Genomic DNA, 17,666 nt, shown 5'->3' on the forward strand with positions numbered 1-17,666 from the left:
GCAACATTATTTTAAATCCCCCTGTTATAATAACGGTCAGGCAGTGAAGATAGCTAACCTTGTCATGTTTAATGAATATTAATACCGGTAACGTAATTGAAAGAGGTATAGATAATACCATATTAATACACCAATTATTTGAGCAACAGCAACAAAAAACACCCGATGTTTTAGCTGTTACCCATGGTAATTTGCAATTAACTTACAGCCAGTTAAATCAGCAAGCCGATAATCTGGCGGCAGCTATTTTAGTAAAATCACCTCATTCAACAATAATTGGTGTAAGTACGTTTCGTTGCATTGAAACAATAATAGCTGTACTGGCAATACTGAAAGCCGGCAAAGCCTATTTGCCCTTAGATGCCGATTACCCCAAAGACCGGCTTGAGCAGATCATAGCCGATTCGGGCATCGATACCTGCTTAATTACCGAAACACAGAAGCATTTATTTGAAAATCTGCCGGTTGGTATTCTGCTTACAGATAAAGTTTATCCCCAGGCGGCAAAAGCATCACCCTTAAGTAAGCCCGACGCCGCTTATGTGTTGTACACTTCCGGCTCAACCGGTAAGCCAAAAGGTGTGGTGATGAGTCACACAGCTTTGGTGAATTTGCTTTTATGGCAGCAGGAAAATTCCATATCAAAAACAGGTATAAATACTTTACAATTTGCGCCTTTAACCTTTGATGTATCATTTCAGGAAATATTTGCCACGCTAAGCACAGGTGGCACATTGGTACTTATTGCCGACGAACTGCGCATTGATCCGGTTAAGTTGTTGTTGTTTATGGACGAGCAATCAATAAACCGCATCTTCCTTCCTTTTGTAGTGCTTCAATATTTAACCGAAGCGGCTATAGCAAATTCACAGATACCAGGGCGCTTACAGGAAGTGATGACCGCAGGAGAGCAATTAAAGATAACTCCGCAGATTGCCGCTTTTTTTAAAGCTTTACCAAATGCTGTTTTATATAACCAATATGGCCCAACAGAAACACACGTAGTTACCCAATTAAAACTCGACGGAGATCCATTGACATGGCCTGCATTGCCCTCAATCGGCATCCCGGTCAATAATACAGAGATCATCATTTTAGATGAGAACTTACAGCAATTACCCATTGGCGAAACCGGTGAACTTTGTGTTGCAGGTTTAAGCCTTGCTAATGGTTACCTAAACAAACCAGACCTTACGGCCGAAAAATTTATAAGCTGGAAGGAAAACGAAAATAAAATCACCCGCCTTTATCGCACCGGAGACCTGGCCCACTTCATGCCCGATGGTAATATTGAATATTTGGGTCGTAAAGATACCCAGGTAAAGATTCGCGGAAACCGTGTAGAATTGGGTGAGGTTGAAGTATTGCTCAATCAACTCGAAAACATTCAGCAAGCAATTGTTATCGCCCGCGAGGATGCCGCAGGACAAAAGCGCTTATTAGCTTACCTTGTATCATCAACCAATCAACAAAACACAGCAGCGGTAAGAAAAAGTCTTGAGCAGCAATTGCCCGATTTTATGCTGCCTTCTGCTTACGTATGGATCAAAGAATTACCAAAAACAAGCAGCGGCAAAGTTGATAGAAAAGCCTTACCTAATCCCGGCCTGGAGAGGCCTGATCTAGCCATTTTATACAAAACGCCATCCACACGGATAGAGAAGAATATAACAGCGGTATGGATGACGTTGCTGCAATTAGAAAAAATTGGTGTTGATGATGATTTTTTTCTATTAGGTGGAAATTCTTTATTAGCTCTCAAAACTGTTTCGGCGCTAAAACAGGAATTAAATTTAGATGTACCCATCACCAAACTATATCAATACCCAACCGTAAGCGGCTTGGTAAGTTTTTTAAGTGGCAGTGATAAATCAGCCATATTTCCTTCAAAAAGGAAAAATAAAGATGATAGCGCGGATCATGATATCGCCATTATTGGCATGGCTGGAAGGTTCCCGGGGGCAAACACTATTGATGAATTTTGGAAACTACTTTCGGAAGGACAAGAAACCATTAGTTTCTTTAGTGCCAATGAAATAGATAAATCGATACCGGATAACGTTAAAAACAATCCCGCGTATGTAAAAGCACGAGGGCTTATTGATAAAGCAGATGAGTTCGACGCGGGCTTTTTCGGTTTTAATCCCCGAAATGCCGAACTCATGGATCCGCAACAACGGGTGTTTTTAGAGATAGCCTGGGAAGTTTTGGAAAAAACAGGCTATTTGCCGCAAAAATATACCGGCCCGGTTGGCGTTTTTGCGGGCTGCGGATATAATACCTATTACAATAACAATGTATTAACAAATCCCGAAATAGTTGAGCGTACGGGGCATTTCCAGGTCAGGCTTTTAAATGAGAAAGATTATATAGCTACCAGAACCGCTTTCCAGTTAAATTTAGAAGGGCCAGCAGTTGCAGTTTATGCAGCCTGCTCTACCTCACTCTTAGCCATAGCACAGGCAGTAAGCAGTATCCGTAACGGGCAATGCAATGTGGCTATAGCAGGAGCTGCATCTATCACCTCCCCCATCAAAAGCGGGCATTTTTACGAGGAAGGCTCCATCATGAGCAGTGACGGGCATTGCCGCCCGTTTGATGCGGCAGCAACAGGCACCGTATTTAGCGACGGTGCGGGTGTAGTACTATTAAAATCATTAGCGGATGCCAAACGCGATGGCGATAACATTTACGCCGTTATAAAAGGCATTGGTATAAATAATGATGGTGCCGCGAAAAGCAGCTTTAGCGGCCCAAGCGCACATGGCCAGGCTGGTGCTATAGCAATGGCTATTGATGATGCCGGTATAGATGCCTCAAGCATTAGTTATATAGAAGCACATGGTACAGCCACCCCACTTGGCGACCCGATAGAAATTGAGGGACTAAACCTTGCTTTTGGTCTGCAGGATAAAAAACAGTTCTGCGCAATTGGTTCTATCAAAAGTAATATGGGGCACTTAACCGCTGCATCCGGTGTTGCCGGTTTGATGAAAACAGCTTTGGCTTTGCAGCATAAGCAGATACCAAAATCATTGTTTTTTGAGCAGATAAATCCCAATATTGATATTGCTGATAGTCCCTTTTATATTAACAATGAATTAAAAAACTGGGAGGCTGATACAATTCGCCGTGCCGGTGTTAGTTCGTTTGGTGTTGGGGGCACCAATGTACACGTAGTATTGGAGGAATTTGAAGCTGAGCCTATCCCTGTATCCAATAGAAAACCATTAAAACTGATTAGTTGGTCGGCTAAAACAGAAAGTAGTTTAAATAATTACGCCAACAAGCTTAGTGGCTTTATTAAACAAAATAAAAACGCCAGTCTTGATGATCTGGTCTATACCTTGCAAACAACCCGTGCCGATTTTAATTTCCGCAGATTTGTTATTGCTGCTGATAATGACGAATTACTTATAAAACTTAATACACCTCAAACCGAGCCATCAGCTTCAAAGAATTTAAAGAACAAAGCTGAAGGCGTAGTATTTATGTTCCCCGGTCAGGGTTCCCAATATGCCAACATGGGAATTGATCTGTATAAAACCGAACCTGTTTTTGCCACTGCTGTTGATGAATGCATCAATCTGCTAAAGGGTACGGTACATGAAAATTTACTTGAGGTACTATACCCTATAATAGCTGACAACCAAGCAATTGAAAAAATAAAACAAACACTTTACGCGCAGCCAGCCATATTTATTTTAGAGTATGCAATGGCTAAACTATGGATGAGCCTTGGCATACAGCCCGAAGTACTGACAGGCCATAGTATAGGCGAATTTATTGCTGCACACTTAGCGGGAGTATTTAGTTTGGCCGATGCTTTAAAACTGATTTCGGAAAGAGCCCGCCTGGTAAATGGCGTAGAAAAGGGCAACATGCTTTCGGTAAGGTTAGAGGCCGAAAAGCTGGAAGCCATATTACCATCAAAACTGTCTATAGCCGCAATTAACTCGCGCAAGCTTTGTGTGGTTTCGGGCCCTTCAAATGCCATCAATTCCTTTTCAGAATTATTGGCTGAGCAAGGTATCCCCAGCAGGTTGTTGCTCACCAGCCACGCCTTCCATTCTTCCATGATGGATAGCATAGTTGAACCTTTTGAGGCGGTTGTAAGATCGATAGAATTAAATCAACCAATAAAACCCATCGTTTCAACAGTAACCGGTAACTGGATGAGCGGCGCCGAGGCTACCGACCCAACTTACTGGTCGCAACATCTCAGAAAAACCGTTCGTTTCGCCCACGCCATTGATACACTACAGGAAAATGAAAACCGACTTTATTTAGAGGTGGGTCCGGGTAATATATTAGGTACATTAACCCGTCAGCATATTGCCGATAAAAATGTAACAGTTATAACCGGATTTGAGAAAAACGAAACAAATTCGGAGTATTATCACGTATTAAAAGCATTAGGGCAATTATGGTTAAGCGGCGTTGAGCCTGAATGGAATGGCATTTACAACAAACAGCAACACAGCAAAATAGACCTGCCAACTTATGCTTTTGATCATAAACGTTATTGGCTTGAACCGGCCATAACCTATAATACAACGGAAACAATTGCAACAAACCTTATACCACAGCCACAAATTACTACCAACCCAATTATGCAGACAAGGAAAGATATATTAATTGATAAGCTGAGAGCAATATTTGAAGATGCATCGGGCATTGAGATTGATAATTCGGGCACCGACATGAGCTTTATTGAAATCGGCTTTGATTCCCTGTCTTTAACACAGATAGCCACAAATCTTAAAAAGCAGTTCAATATACCTATCACTTTTAGGAAATTGTTTGAAGAGTATAACAGCCTGGTATTACTGGCCTCCTATCTTGATGCTAACCTGGCCCCCGATGTTTTAAAACCGGAGCCCATTGCACCCCCTTCTGTTGTAGCCGCAACAACTACCGTTCAACCGATATTTAATGCGCATACTCCATCAAGTAACGGTGCAGGCACAAACAATAACGATCTCATTATTAATTTAATATCGCAGCAGCTTCAACTATTAAGCAGCCAGTTATCACTCATTCAGGGCGGTAACGGGCAAGCAGTTTCGGCTCCTGTTTACAGTGCGGCGGCACCCGCAATTACCGCAATTACCGCAGTTAAATCGCAGTCAGTAACACATGACCTTACGCCCGAGGAGCAGGTAGAAATAAAAAAACCTTTTGGCGCTACGGCCCGCATCGAAAAACAAACCCTGGTTCTTAACGAAAAGCAATCGGCTTTTTTAAATGATCTTACTATTAAATACAACGCTAAAACCAAAGGCAGCAAAGCTCAAACTCAAAAGGATCGCCCGTATATGGCCGATCCCCGCGTGGTTAGTGGTTTCAGACCGCTTACCAAAGAGGTGGTTTATCCGTTGGTGGTTAATCGCTCAAAAGGCAGTCATGTTTGGGATATAGATGGCAATGATTATGTAGATGCGTTAAATGGCTTCGGATCCAATCTCTTGGGTTACCAGGCCGATGTACTTAAAAAAGCGGTGCTGGACCAGGTAGAAAAAGGTTATGAAATAGGTCCGCAGCATGAGCTTGCAGGTGATGTTTGTAAGCTGATATGTGAGTTTACCAACTTTGACCGCGCCGCGCTTTGCAATACCGGTTCAGAAGCTGTGTTAGGTGCTATGCGTATTGCACGTACGGTTACCGGCCGCTCAATTATCGTAGCATTCAGCGGATCATACCATGGTATTAACGACGAAGTAATTGTTCGCGGAACTAAAAAATTAAAAACTGTACCTGCCGCTCCCGGTATTATGCCCGAGGTAGTGCAGAATATGCTGATCCTTGATTATGGCACCGAAGAATCGCTTAAAATAATTGCCGAAAGAGCGCACGAATTTGCTGCAGTATTAGTTGAACCTGTACAAAGCAGACGCCCTGAATTTCAACCGGTTGAGTTTTTAAAAAAGGTAAGAGAAATCACCCAAAAATCAGGAACGGTTTTAATATTTGATGAGGTAATATCAGGCTTCAGGATGCACCCGGGCGGTGCGCAGGCCATGTTCGGCATTAAAGCAGATTTGGGTACTTATGGAAAAGTAATTGGCGGTGGTATGCCCATAGGCGCCATTGCTGGTATCAGCAAATATATGGATGCCCTTGATGGTGGCAACTGGCAGTTTGGCGATGATTCATCACCTGAAGCGGGTGTAACTTACTTTGCCGGTACATTTGTGCGTCATCCGCTGGCCCTTGCTGCAGGCAAAGCCTCCTTACTTTACATGAAAGAAAAAGGCCCCGCCTTACAGGAAGAATTAAATGCCAGAACCAAACGTCTTTCTGATGCTTTAAACGCGATATGTGAGAAAGAAGGCATTCCCTTATACTCACCATCCTTTGGCTCACTGTGGAAGATAAAATTCAAATATGAGCTTGCATATGGCGAACTCCTGTTTACGTTGATGCGTTATAAAGGAATTCATATATGGGATCTTTTCCCATGTTTTATAACGGCGGCACATACAGATCAGGAAGTAGATCAGATAATTACAGCATTTAAAGAAAGTGTTACTGAATTGATCGAATCGGGTTTTATACCATCAGAAAAAATCAGGGTAACCAATATTGATCCTATTAAATTACCCGCGGAACCTCCTGTTGCGGGTGCCAAACTTGGCCGCGATAATCATGGCAATCCCGGCTGGTTTATCAATGACATTAATAATCCCGGAAAATTTTTACAGGTTAAATTAAGCAGTAACTGATTTGGACACTTCTTTTACATTCGATATAAGCCCTGTAGATTTTGACCCGTTTGCCGGTCCGGAAATACAATTGGTTGCGCCTGCTACAGAATCCCAGCTGGAGATCTGGACATCATGCCTTATTGGAGGCGATGAGGCTAATTGCGCCTACAATGAATCATTCTCACTGCTGTTAACAGGCCAGTTTAATTACGATGCCATGCTCCGCGCATTGCAGGATATTACCAACAGGCACCAGGCGCTACGCTCGGCATTTAGCGCTGATGGCAAATATATGTGCATTTATAAAGAGCTGCAATTAACGGTTGATTACCATGATCTTTCGGTACAAACAGCTGCCGGGCAACAGCTTTTTATTAGTAACCAAAACACCCAGGTGGCTTTAACCCCGTTTAACCTGGTAACAGGGCCATTGTTTAAAACTACTTTAATCAAATTAAAGGAAAATGAATACCTGTTAACCTTTATTGCCCACCATATTATTTGCGATGGTTGGTCAATAGGGATTATGATGCAGGACCTGAGCAAATTCTACTCAGCTTATGTCAAAAAAGAGCCAGTCAAGTTAGGCGACGCTGCTCTTTTCAGCGAATATGCTACGGAACAGCTTACATTTGAGCATAGCCCGGAATTTAAAGAAACAGAACAATACTGGCTTAATCAGTTTAAAGGCAGCAATCATTACTTAAACCTGCCAACAGACTTACCCCGCCCTGCAGTGCGCACTTACAAAAGCCATCGCAAGGATTTTAATTTAGATACGCTGCTGGCGCTTGACCTTAAAAAGCTTGGCAAAGCAAACGGATCAAGCTTTGTAACCACCCTGTTGGCCGCATTCGAAATATTTTTGCAGCGCTTAACCGGTCAGGATGAGATTATTTTAGGCTTACCAGCTGCCGGGCAATCCGCTACAGGCAATTACAGGCTTGTAGGGCATTGTGTCAACTTATTAGCATTAAGGAGCCATCCTAAAGGAGATCAATCCTTTAAAACCTATTTAAAGATCCGTACATCAGCCATCCTGGATGCCTACGATCACCAACAATATACTTTCGGTAGTTTACTTAAAAAGCTGAATATTGCCCGTGATGCCTCAAGAATACCGTTAGTACCCGTGATGTTTAACATTGATATGGGTATGGATGACGATGTTGACTTTTATGGCTTGCAGCATATATTGCAAAGCAATCCACGTGAATATGAAAGCTTCGAGATTTTTGTAAATATATCCGGCCGTGATGAATCGCTGGTACTGGAATGGTCATATAACACGCAACTCTTCCAGTCATCCACCATTCGCAATATGATGGATGAGTTTGAGTTTTTATTGCGGCAGATCGTCTCTGATCCAAATATCCTGATCGGCAGCATCGAATCAAAAAATGCAGGAGCACTCCTCAATGAGTTAAACACCTGGAATAAAACAGCTTCTCCTTATGATAAAAACAAACCGCTGCACCAGGTTATCAGCGAACGCGCTAAGGAATTTAGTGATAGCATTGCTATAAAATTCAATCAAGCTACTCTAACTTATAGCCAGTTAAACCAAAAAGCCAATCAGTTTGCTGCTTTACTACTTGCACAAGGCATTAAAAAAGGAGATAAAGTAGCTTTCGCCCTGGACAGATCGGCAGAAATGGTTGTGGTGATGCTGGGCATCATGAAAACCGGGGCTACGTATATTCCGCTTGATCCGCAGTTTCCGTTAGGACGTATCAATTATATGCTTAGCGATTCTGGCTCGGCGATATTGTTTACATCCTCAAAATATAAAAACCATTATCAATCTGGTGCCAAAGAGTTGATCTTAGAGGACGAATGGCTTAAACTTAACCAATACCCGGTGACAGATCCGGCTGTTGAAGTAAGTGGAGACGACCTGGCTTATATCCTTTATACATCAGGCTCCACCGGGAATCCTAAAGGTGTACAAATAGCGCACAGCAGCCTTGTTAACTTTTTGTACAGCATGCAAAAAGAGCCCGGCATAACCCCTGCTGATAAGCTATTGGCAGTTACTACAGTGAGTTTTGATATATCGGGCCTTGAACTGTTTTTACCGCTGATAAGTGGCGCCAAGGTAATTATTGCAAATAGTGATACCGCCAAAGATGGCAGGGACCTACTTGATATTATCAAAACCGAGGGTGTAACCATAATGCAGGCAACGCCTTATACCTGGCGAATTATGCTTGAGGCTGGCTGGGATAGCAGTAACCCAATAAAGGTTTTATGCGGCGGCGAAGCCTTGCCTAAAGAATTGGCGAATAGGATTCTTAAACAAGCTACCAGCTTATGGAATGTTTATGGCCCTACCGAGACAACCATTTGGTCGACAATTAAACAAATAAAGGCCAATGACGAGACCATTACTGTTGGACGCCCAATTGACAATACATCAATTTATATTTTAGATAAATTCCTTCACCCACTCCCGCCGGGAACCGCGGGTGAAATTTATATTGGTGGCGATGGTGTTGCCAGGGGGTATCTTAATCGCCCTGAATTAACAAACGAGAAGTTTGTTAACGATCCATTTTCAGCAACTACCGGCGCTAAAATGTATAGCACCGGTGATATGGGTAAATTTATGGCAGACGGCGAGATAGAATGTCTTGGCCGCATTGATACGCAGATCAAAATTCGTGGTTACCGTATAGAGGCCGGCGAGATTGAACACCACCTGGTAAATGAGTATAATATTAAAGAGGCCATTGTAATAGCTGTGCCCGATAAAAATGGGATTGATAAACTGGTAGCCTATATCGTTATAAATGATGCTTACCTGGCCGAAAGCAGTACAGCACAATTAAAGGGGTGGCGTGATAGCCTGCGATCTTTAGTTCCTGATTATATGGTGCCTGACGATTTCATTACCGTGCCGGCAATGCCATTAACACCCAATGGTAAAATTGATAAAAAGGCATTAGCAAATCAAAACAGCAAACTTGCAGAAAGTATCAACGTTTTTATTGCGCCACGCACCGATGTAGAAAAGTTGGTAGCTGATACCTGGTCTGAATTTTTGGAGATCGGGAATATTGGCATCTATGACAACTTTTTTGAACTAGGAGGACACTCGTTGATTGCCGTGCAGGTAATGACCCGCATTGAGAAGCTCACCGGTAAACGCCTGCCGCTTGCAACACTATTTGAAAACTCCACGGTTGAAAAATTGGCGCTAATGCTGGAGATGGATGGCAAATCCATTGTGTGGGATTCCCTGGTACCTATTAAAACCACCGGCAACAAGATGCCATTATACATAGTTCATGGGGCCGGGCTAAACGTTCTGTTATTCAACACGCTTGCATCAGGTATGCATGCCGACCAGCCTATTTATGGTTTACAGGCAAAAGGCCTTAACGGAATTGACGAACCATTGAGCAATATCATTGACATAGCCGCGCATTACAATGCATCCATTATGGCGCAAAACCCTACCGGGCCTTATGCGCTTGCCGGGTATTCTTTTGGCGGTATCATTGCTTTTGAAATGGCTAAACAATTTCAGGCTATGGGTAAAGAAGTAAAAATGCTGGCGATGTTTGATACTTATGCTTACCGCTCGCCATATCATGATCCGTTTGTAACCCAATATTATAAACGGGGCAAGTTTTTTATGCGAAAGCTGGTTTATAACTTATCGTTTCATGAAGGTATCGGGCATACTATAGCGCATAATAGTACCGGCATAAAACGCAGGCTAACCAAAGTGTTATGGAAAATATCAAATGACGAAGAGCAGCAGGGCTTTTTTGGATACTCCAATAGAATTGATGAGATGAATATCCTTGCCGAAAAACGCTATCAGCTGCAACCTCATAATATAGCTGTAGAAGTTTTCAGGGCAGAGCAACGTACCTTTTACCTTGATGACTTTGAAAATATGGGCTGGAAGCAATATGCGTTAAAAGGTGTAAATGTGCATAAGATCCCAGGCGGTCATAATACCATATTTAAAGCGCCAAATGATAAAATATTTGCAAGCATACTGCAAAACTGCCTGGATGAGGCAGCCAAAAAATAGCTATTAAAATGGGGGCAGTTACGGTTAACATTCAGTTTTTAGATGCTGTTACATGGTTTGATGAAACTGAATGTACATTTCAACTGAACGATGAGGTTGATCTATGGCGCATCAACATTTCGGCAGATCAGTCAAATATCGCCAACCTTTTATCGTTACTGCAACCCGAGGAAATTGCCAGGGCCAACCGTTATCTGCAGGAAAAGGACCGGACAAGATTTATTGTAAGCCGTGCTGCTTTAAGGCTAATCCTTGGTAAATACACCAATCAATCCGCTGCCGATATAAAATTTAGTATCGGCACGAATAAAAAGCCCTATATCAGTGGCACTGATATCAAATACAATGTATCCCACTCGGCAGATTGGGTGCTAATCGCGATAGCAAATACAAATGTGGGGGTGGATACAGAAAAAATTAATCCGCTATTTGATTTCACATCTATACTGGAAGATAATTTCAGTACAGCCGAGATTGATTTTATTGGCCAATCGCCCCAAAACTTCTTTTTACTCTGGACACGTAAAGAAGCTTTAACCAAGGCCACAGGCCAGGGTTTAGATGAGAATTTGAAATATGTACCCTGCTTAGATGGTTTACATCCGGCAGATGCCAGGATGTTGATAACTGATAGAAACTGGCGAATAAAAAGTTTTAAAATAGACGGGATGAACTGGGGAAGTGTGGCGTTGGAATCAAAAATTCAAAAGTTGAACTTTTTTGATCATATATAATCGCCTTGCAAAATAATCGTTCGTTGCGTTACCTGCTCTTAAACAATCCGTATTTCAAAATACAGTAAATAGCCCTTACGCCATCTTTCCATCCTATTTTTTTACCCTCCTCGTAGGTGCGCCCGTAGTATGAAATACCCACCTCGTAAATCCTGATCTTTGGCACCCTCGATATTTTGATGGTTACTTCAGGTTCAAAGCCAAAACGTTTTTCGGTTAGTGAAATACCCTGAATTATCCTGGTATCAAATAATTTATAACAAGTTTCCATGTCAGTAAGGTTTAAATTGCTGAACATGTTTGATGCAAACGTAAGCCACCTGTTACCTATGGTATGCCAAAAGAATAATATTCTGTGTGGATTACTTCCCATGAATCTTGACCCATAAACAACATCCGCAAAACCATTCACAATAGGTTTCAACAGGTCATTGTATTCTGTTGGGTCATATTCCAGATCGGCATCCTGGATGATAAGATATTCGCCGGTAGCTTTGGATATGCCAGTATGCAGGGCCGCGCCTTTACCTTTATTCACTTCGTGTTTAAAGTACTGAATATCAAGATCAGGATTGGCTTGTTGGTAAGCTTTAATGGCCGATTCAGTATTATCGCTTGAGCAATCGTTTATGATGATCACTTCTTTTTGAATATCATTTGTGAGGCTAACCAATTTAATTTTATCCAGAATTAAATGTATGGTGTTACCTTCGTTATAAGCCGGGATAATAATTGATAATTTTTGTATGCCCATTTATTGTATTTTATCAAGCAATATCCTGTTGCGGATAAGGTAGTAGTATAAAGCTTAGTTATATCTTTATTGAAAATATATTAATGCAAGCCGTATTAAAGCGAATAAAAATTTATTTACAAAAGCCAAAAGTAATATTTCTGCTTGTATTCTTAGTTGTTTTAACCTTGCTGTTTTGGTTTTGTTTGCCCAGCCCGCTGTTTAAAAGCCCCACATCCTATGTAATAGATGATGACGAGGGGCAATTATTGGGTGCATCCATTGCACAAGACGGCCAGTGGCGTTTTCCGTATAATGATAGCGTGCCCCAAAAATTCAAACAATGTATCATTGCTTTTGAGGATAAACGCTTTGAAAATCACCCTGGTTTTGATGCACTGGCGTTTAGCAGAGCTATTAAACAAAACATTTCATCAAAAAGGGTAACCAGCGGCGGTAGTACTTTAACCATGCAGGTAATACGGCTTGCAACCCGGCATAAACGTAACGCATGGAATAAACTGCTGGAAATATTTATGGCGCTGAGGCTTGAGCTTACCTATAGTAAAAGCCAGATATTGGCTCTTTACGCCAGCAACGCGCCATTTGGTACTAATGTGGTAGGTCTGGATGCCGCATCATGGCGATATTTTGGTCGTAATCCTGATCAGCTCTCCTGGGGCGAAACGGCAGCTATGGCGGTTTTGCCAAACTCTCCATCATTGGTGCATCCCGGTAAAAACAAGCTCATCTTATTAAAAAAACGCAATTTATTATTAACCAGGCTTTATAAACAGGGCGTTATTGATAGTTCAACAGCTGCCCTTGCACAGTTGGAGCCCGTGCCCGAAAGACCAATGCCCCTGCCCTCGCTCGCCCCTCACCTTTTGCAGCGTTTTAAAAATGATCATCATGCCAAACCATCCGGAGATACCAGGATACAGACAAGTATAAAATCGACTTTACAGCAACAGGTAAATGATATATTAGAGCAGCATCACCAGGTTTTAAAAGCCAATGACATCAATAATATTGCCGCCATTGTGCTTGATGTAGAAACCGGCCAAACCCTTGCTTATGCTGGTAATATCACCCACCACGAAGACCCGCAGATGGAAAGTGATGTTGACGTTATCGATGCTCCCCGCAGTCCGGGTAGTACGCTAAAACCCCTGTTATATGCCTCTATGCTGCATAGCGGGTTGATACTGCCAAATAGCCTCATTCCTGACGTACCCACGCTCATTGCAGGGTACCATCCCGAAAACTTTGACCTGGGTTATGATGGCGCTGTACCTGCTTCAAGGGCATTATCGCGCTCGCTGAATGTGCCGGCGGTAAAAATGTTGCAGCAATTTAAATATGAGCGCTTTTATGATTTTTTACAGAAGGCAGGTATCACTACATTAACAAAACCTGCCGACCATTACGGGCTATCATTGATATTAGGTGGTGGCGAAAATACCCTTTGGGAACTAAGCGGCGCTTATGCCAATATGGCCAGGGTGCTTAATCACTACTATAAATATAATGGCAAATATGATCCGGCTGATTTTCATAGTCCGGTTTATAACAGGCAGGACATCGCAAAACCAACTTTGGAAAGATCGGGCTTGCTGGATGCGGCATCCATTTACTACACTTTCCAGGCGATGGAAGAAGTAATGCGCCCCGGTGAAGAAATGCTTTGGCAGCAATTCAGCTCCACCCAGCGGGTGGCCTGGAAAACCGGCACCAGTTTTGGCTTTCGGGATGGTTGGGCAATAGGAATTACACCTAAATATGTTGTGGGAGTATGGGTAGGCAATACCGATGGCGAAGGAAGGCCGGGTTTAACAGGGATCAATACAGCCGCACCAGCCCTGTTTGAGATCTTCAGGTTGCTGCCTGTTTCCCGTGATTGGTTTGAGATGCCTGTAGGCGAAATGGTGAAAGTTAACATTTGCCGGCAAAGCGGCTACCGCGCCGGCCAGTATTGCGATAACGTGGACGAAATGCTGATACCTAAAAGTGGTTTAAAGGCTCCCGTTTGCCCCTACCACCAACTCATTCATTTATCTGCCGATGGTAAATACCAGGTTAACGGCAATTGCGAATCACCTGGTAATATGATCAACAAAAAATGGTTTGTACTGCCCCCCTCCATGGAGTATTATTACAAAGCACGCGACTACCAATACCATGTATTGCCGCCATTTAGTCCAGGATGTACACAGGCCGAAAACAGCAACGCCATGGAAGTGATCTACCCAAAAGATGGCGCTAAAATATATGTGCCACTTGAAGCCGATGGCTCCCGTGGCAGAATGATATGCAACGCCGCCCACCGCTTACCCGGAATGAAGATATTTTGGCACCTGGATGATCAATACGTTGGCGAAACAAAGGATTTTCACCAGATGGCGCTTAACCCGCCGCCGGGTAAACACATCCTTACTTTGGTTGATGGCAATGGAAATACGATTAATATAGGGTTTGAGATACTGAGTAAGTAAACGCTGGGTGCCCAGTTGTAACTGCTGTGTAATCTCATCGGGCAAAACCTGCTACTCAAAACTTAATTATTATATTGCTCCATAAAATTAATATAGCATGCTTGAGCAGTATGATCTGCATAATTTATTGGTGCTTGATATTGAAACAGTGCCACAATATGCCACACACGATGAGGTACCCGGGCATTTCAAAAAGCTATGGGAACTAAAAACTCAATATCAACGCAAAGATGAAACTCCCGAAGAATACTATCAGCGCGCGGGTATCTGGGCCGAATTTGGCAAGATAGTATGTATTTCTGCGGGGGTATTCACCAAAGGAAAAGAAAACGTCGGTTTAAGGATAAAATCATTTGCAGGGCATGATGAAAAAGATCTGCTCACCAGGTTTTCTGCAATGCTGTTTGGTCAGCCTGCCAATTTAATATTGGTTGCACATAACGGTAAGGAATTTGATTTTCCTTACATCTGCCGCCGGTTACTGATCAATGGTTTGCCCTTTCCGCCGCAATTGCAGCTTGCAGGCAAAAAACCGTGGGAGATAATCCATCTGGATACAATGGAACTATGGAAATTTGGCGACTATAAAAATTACACATCGCTAAACCTGCTTACCGCTATTTTTGATATTCCTACACCTAAAGACGATATTGATGGCAGCATGGTGAGTCATGTTTATTGGAACGAAAACCAGCTTGAACGTATTTGTACCTACTGCCAAAAAGATGTTGTAGCCACCGCGCAATTAATAAGGCGCTACCGCGGCGAAGAATTAATTAAGGATGAAATGATAACCATAGTAGGGCAATAATGCTGAAAGTAAAAAACCTTGGGATTAGTTTTAAAACAGGAGACGGACTGTTTAATGCCGTAAAAAATGTATCCTTTAATTTAAAAAAAGGAGAAACTATCGGTATTGTCGGCGAATCGGGCTCTGGTAAATCTGTGACATCGCTTGCATTAATGCGTTTGCTAAATGAAGACAAAACAGTAATTAGCGGCGAAATACTTTTAAATGATGTAAGCCTTTGTAAAATTTCTGAAGCTGATATGCGCGATATACGCGGTAATCGTATGGCCATGATTTTCCAGGAACCCATGACCTCCCTTAACCCGGTACTTACCTGTGGTTTTCAGCTTACCGAGGCCATACAACTGCATTTAGGCTTATCAAAAAAAGAAGCAAAAAAGAAAACCCTCGAACTTTTTAACGAGGTAAAGCTCCCGCGTCCCGAGGCTATTTTTGACAGCTATCCGCACCAGATCTCGGGCGGGCAAAAGCAACGGGTAATGATAGCCATGGCTTTATCCTGCAATCCGGAGATATTGATAGCTGATGAGCCTACCACCGCGCTGGACGTGACAGTACAAAAAACCATCATTGAACTTTTGCTAAACCTTAAAGCCATCAGGCATATGAGTTTGATATTCATATCGCATGATTTGGGGGTGATAAAAGAAATTGCTGATCGTGTTATGGTGATGTATAAGGGCGAAATTGTGGAGGAAGCCAAGGTTGCCGACTTATTTGAAAATCCTAAACATCCATATACCAGGGGCCTGCTGGCTTGCCGCCCCTCACCTAATCAACATTTAAAAAAACTGCCTGTAGTGGCCGATTTTTTTGATGCGGATAACACCGGTAATAAGGCATCTGTAACGATAGAAAACATCAGGGCGTTATACAACTATCCCGACAAGGAAATTGCCGAAAGAAAAAAGGAATTGTATAAACAGCAGCCTTTATTGAAAATAGACCAGCTTTCTACCTGGTTCCCTGTTAAAAATGGCTTTTTTGGCGGGTCGCAAAATGTGGTTAAAGCTGTTAACAATGTAAGTTTTGAAGTTTATCCCGGCGAAACACTTGGCCTTGTTGGCGAATCTGGCTGTGGCAAAACTACTTTGGGCAGATCTATTTTAAGATTAATCGAACCAACCGCGGGCAATATCAACTTTGAGAACACGGATTTGAGAAATTTAAAAAAGAATGACCTGCGCGAAATCCGAAGGAATATCCAGATCATTTTCCAGGATCCTTACTCCTCTTTAAACCCACGCCTAACGGTTGGCCAATCAATAATGGAACCTTTACAGGTTCACCAGTTTTATGTAAACAACACCAAACGCAAGAAACACGTCTTGGAGTTACTGGAAAGAGTGAACCTGTTGCCAGAGCATTTCAACCGCTTTCCGCATGAGTTTTCGGGTGGGCAAAGGCAACGGATAGTAATTGCCAGAGCCTTGGCCCTGCAGCCTAAATTCATCATCTGCGATGAATCGGTTTCGGCGCTGGATGTTTCGGTACAGGCACAGGTACTCAACCTCATCCGCGAATTACAGCAGGAGTTTAAACTGACTTATATTTTTATCTCGCACGATCTGGCCGTCATCAAACATATATCCGACCGGATGATGGTCATGAACAAAGGAGAAATCGTTGAAACCGGTTATCCCGATGATATTTATTACCACCCCAAAGAGGAATACACTAAAAAACTGATAGCGTCTATACCGCAGGGATGATCTGTTATTGAGTTATAAAACAGTTTATAATTATTATTGCTTATTGAAAGTAAACGTTGTCCCTGATGAGGTTAGTTTTAATACTTTCTTTGTCGCATCTATCGTTCCGCTATAACTCTTTACAGTTTGATCATCAAATACCAAATCAAAAGTAAATGATGTGTTGTTAATTTTGCTATTGTTAACCGTTCCGTTTCTACCCCCAAATTCCCCCGAGCCTCCAAGTTTGCTATTGTCGTCCTGAAACGTAAATGAATCAGTACCGCTTTGCCAAAAACCTATAAGGTCGCCCAAAAGAACAGCAATACCACCGCCACCGCCGCCACCACCAGACTCTTTGCCGCAGGATGCGGTACAAATAAATGTAATAACGATTAAAATAGTATAGAGTGATGAATTTAACTTTTTCATAATTTATATATTTTA

8 protein-coding genes are annotated in these 17,666 nt (G+C 42.4%); 6 read left to right on the forward strand and 2 right to left on the reverse strand.

Annotation, left to right across the window (positions count from 1 at the left end):
* Positions 1 to 71: 71 nt before the first annotated feature.
* Genes AC1DYB_RS27260 through AC1DYB_RS27270 form a run of 3 tightly spaced genes read left to right on the forward strand, consistent with a single transcriptional unit; the run spans position 72 to position 11,489 of the window.
* Positions 72 to 6,725, forward strand: coding sequence for an amino acid adenylation domain-containing protein (locus AC1DYB_RS27260; RefSeq protein WP_477439687.1), 6,654 nt, complete (start codon positions 72 to 74; stop codon positions 6,723 to 6,725).
* A 1-nt stretch (position 6,726) separates the two neighbouring features.
* The gene (locus AC1DYB_RS27265) at positions 6,727 to 10,755 is read left to right on the forward strand and encodes an amino acid adenylation domain-containing protein (protein ID WP_477439689.1); all 4,029 of its coding nucleotides are present in this window, start codon (positions 6,727 to 6,729) and stop codon (positions 10,753 to 10,755) included.
* 8 nt (positions 10,756 to 10,763) lie between these two features.
* Entirely contained in the window at positions 10,764 to 11,489 is a 726-nt protein-coding gene (locus AC1DYB_RS27270) for a 4'-phosphopantetheinyl transferase family protein (RefSeq protein WP_477439691.1), read from the forward strand.
* A 28-nt stretch (positions 11,490 to 11,517) separates the two neighbouring features.
* Here AC1DYB_RS27270 and AC1DYB_RS27275 read toward each other — a convergent pair whose 3' ends face one another.
* Complete coding sequence (locus tag AC1DYB_RS27275; RefSeq protein WP_477439693.1) at positions 11,518 to 12,243, reverse strand: glycosyltransferase family 2 protein; 726 nt, start codon at positions 12,241 to 12,243, stop codon at positions 11,518 to 11,520.
* Between the two features lie 83 nt (positions 12,244 to 12,326).
* Here AC1DYB_RS27275 and pbpC point away from each other — a divergent pair, with 83 nt between their 5' ends.
* The 3 genes from pbpC (at position 12,327) to AC1DYB_RS27290 (ending at position 17,240) form a co-directional block, all read left to right on the forward strand.
* Complete coding sequence (gene pbpC, locus AC1DYB_RS27280) at positions 12,327 to 14,717, forward strand: penicillin-binding protein 1C (RefSeq protein ID WP_477439695.1); 2,391 nt, start codon at positions 12,327 to 12,329, stop codon at positions 14,715 to 14,717.
* 97 nt (positions 14,718 to 14,814) lie between these two features.
* On the forward strand, positions 14,815 to 15,528 hold the full coding sequence (locus AC1DYB_RS27285; RefSeq protein ID WP_477439697.1) for a 3'-5' exonuclease: 714 nt from the start codon (positions 14,815 to 14,817) through the stop codon (positions 15,526 to 15,528).
* On the forward strand, positions 15,528 to 17,240 hold the full coding sequence (locus tag AC1DYB_RS27290; RefSeq protein ID WP_477439699.1) for an ABC transporter ATP-binding protein: 1,713 nt from the start codon (positions 15,528 to 15,530) through the stop codon (positions 17,238 to 17,240). The genes AC1DYB_RS27285 and AC1DYB_RS27290 overlap by 1 nt, the downstream gene beginning before the upstream one ends.
* A gap of 33 nt (positions 17,241 to 17,273) precedes the next feature.
* On the opposite strand, the gene AC1DYB_RS27295 is transcribed toward AC1DYB_RS27290, so the two are convergent.
* Positions 17,274 to 17,651: a hypothetical protein gene (locus AC1DYB_RS27295; protein WP_295717027.1), complete on the reverse strand. Its 378-nt coding sequence runs from the start codon at positions 17,649 to 17,651 to the stop codon at positions 17,274 to 17,276.
* Positions 17,652 to 17,666 lie beyond the last annotated feature (15 nt).

The organism is Mucilaginibacter sp. P2_A4 (assembly GCF_056405015.1).

What these genes read in the sequence shown, in the direction of transcription:
- pbpC (WP_477439695.1), top strand. Translation starts at nt 12,327, where the DNA reads ATGCAAGCCGTATTAAAGCGAATAAAAATTTATTTACAAAAGCCAAAA.
- AC1DYB_RS27290 (WP_477439699.1), top strand. Translation starts at nt 15,528, where the DNA reads ATGCTGAAAGTAAAAAACCTTGGGATTAGTTTTAAAACAGGAGACGGA.
- AC1DYB_RS27260 (WP_477439687.1), top strand. Translation starts at nt 72, where the DNA reads ATGAATATTAATACCGGTAACGTAATTGAAAGAGGTATAGATAATACC.
- AC1DYB_RS27270 (WP_477439691.1), top strand. Translation starts at nt 10,764, where the DNA reads ATGGGGGCAGTTACGGTTAACATTCAGTTTTTAGATGCTGTTACATGG.
- AC1DYB_RS27275 (WP_477439693.1), bottom strand. Translation starts at nt 12,243, where the DNA reads ATGGGCATACAAAAATTATCAATTATTATCCCGGCTTATAACGAAGGT.
- AC1DYB_RS27295 (WP_295717027.1), bottom strand. Translation starts at nt 17,651, where the DNA reads ATGAAAAAGTTAAATTCATCACTCTATACTATTTTAATCGTTATTACA.
- AC1DYB_RS27285 (WP_477439697.1), top strand. Translation starts at nt 14,815, where the DNA reads ATGCTTGAGCAGTATGATCTGCATAATTTATTGGTGCTTGATATTGAA.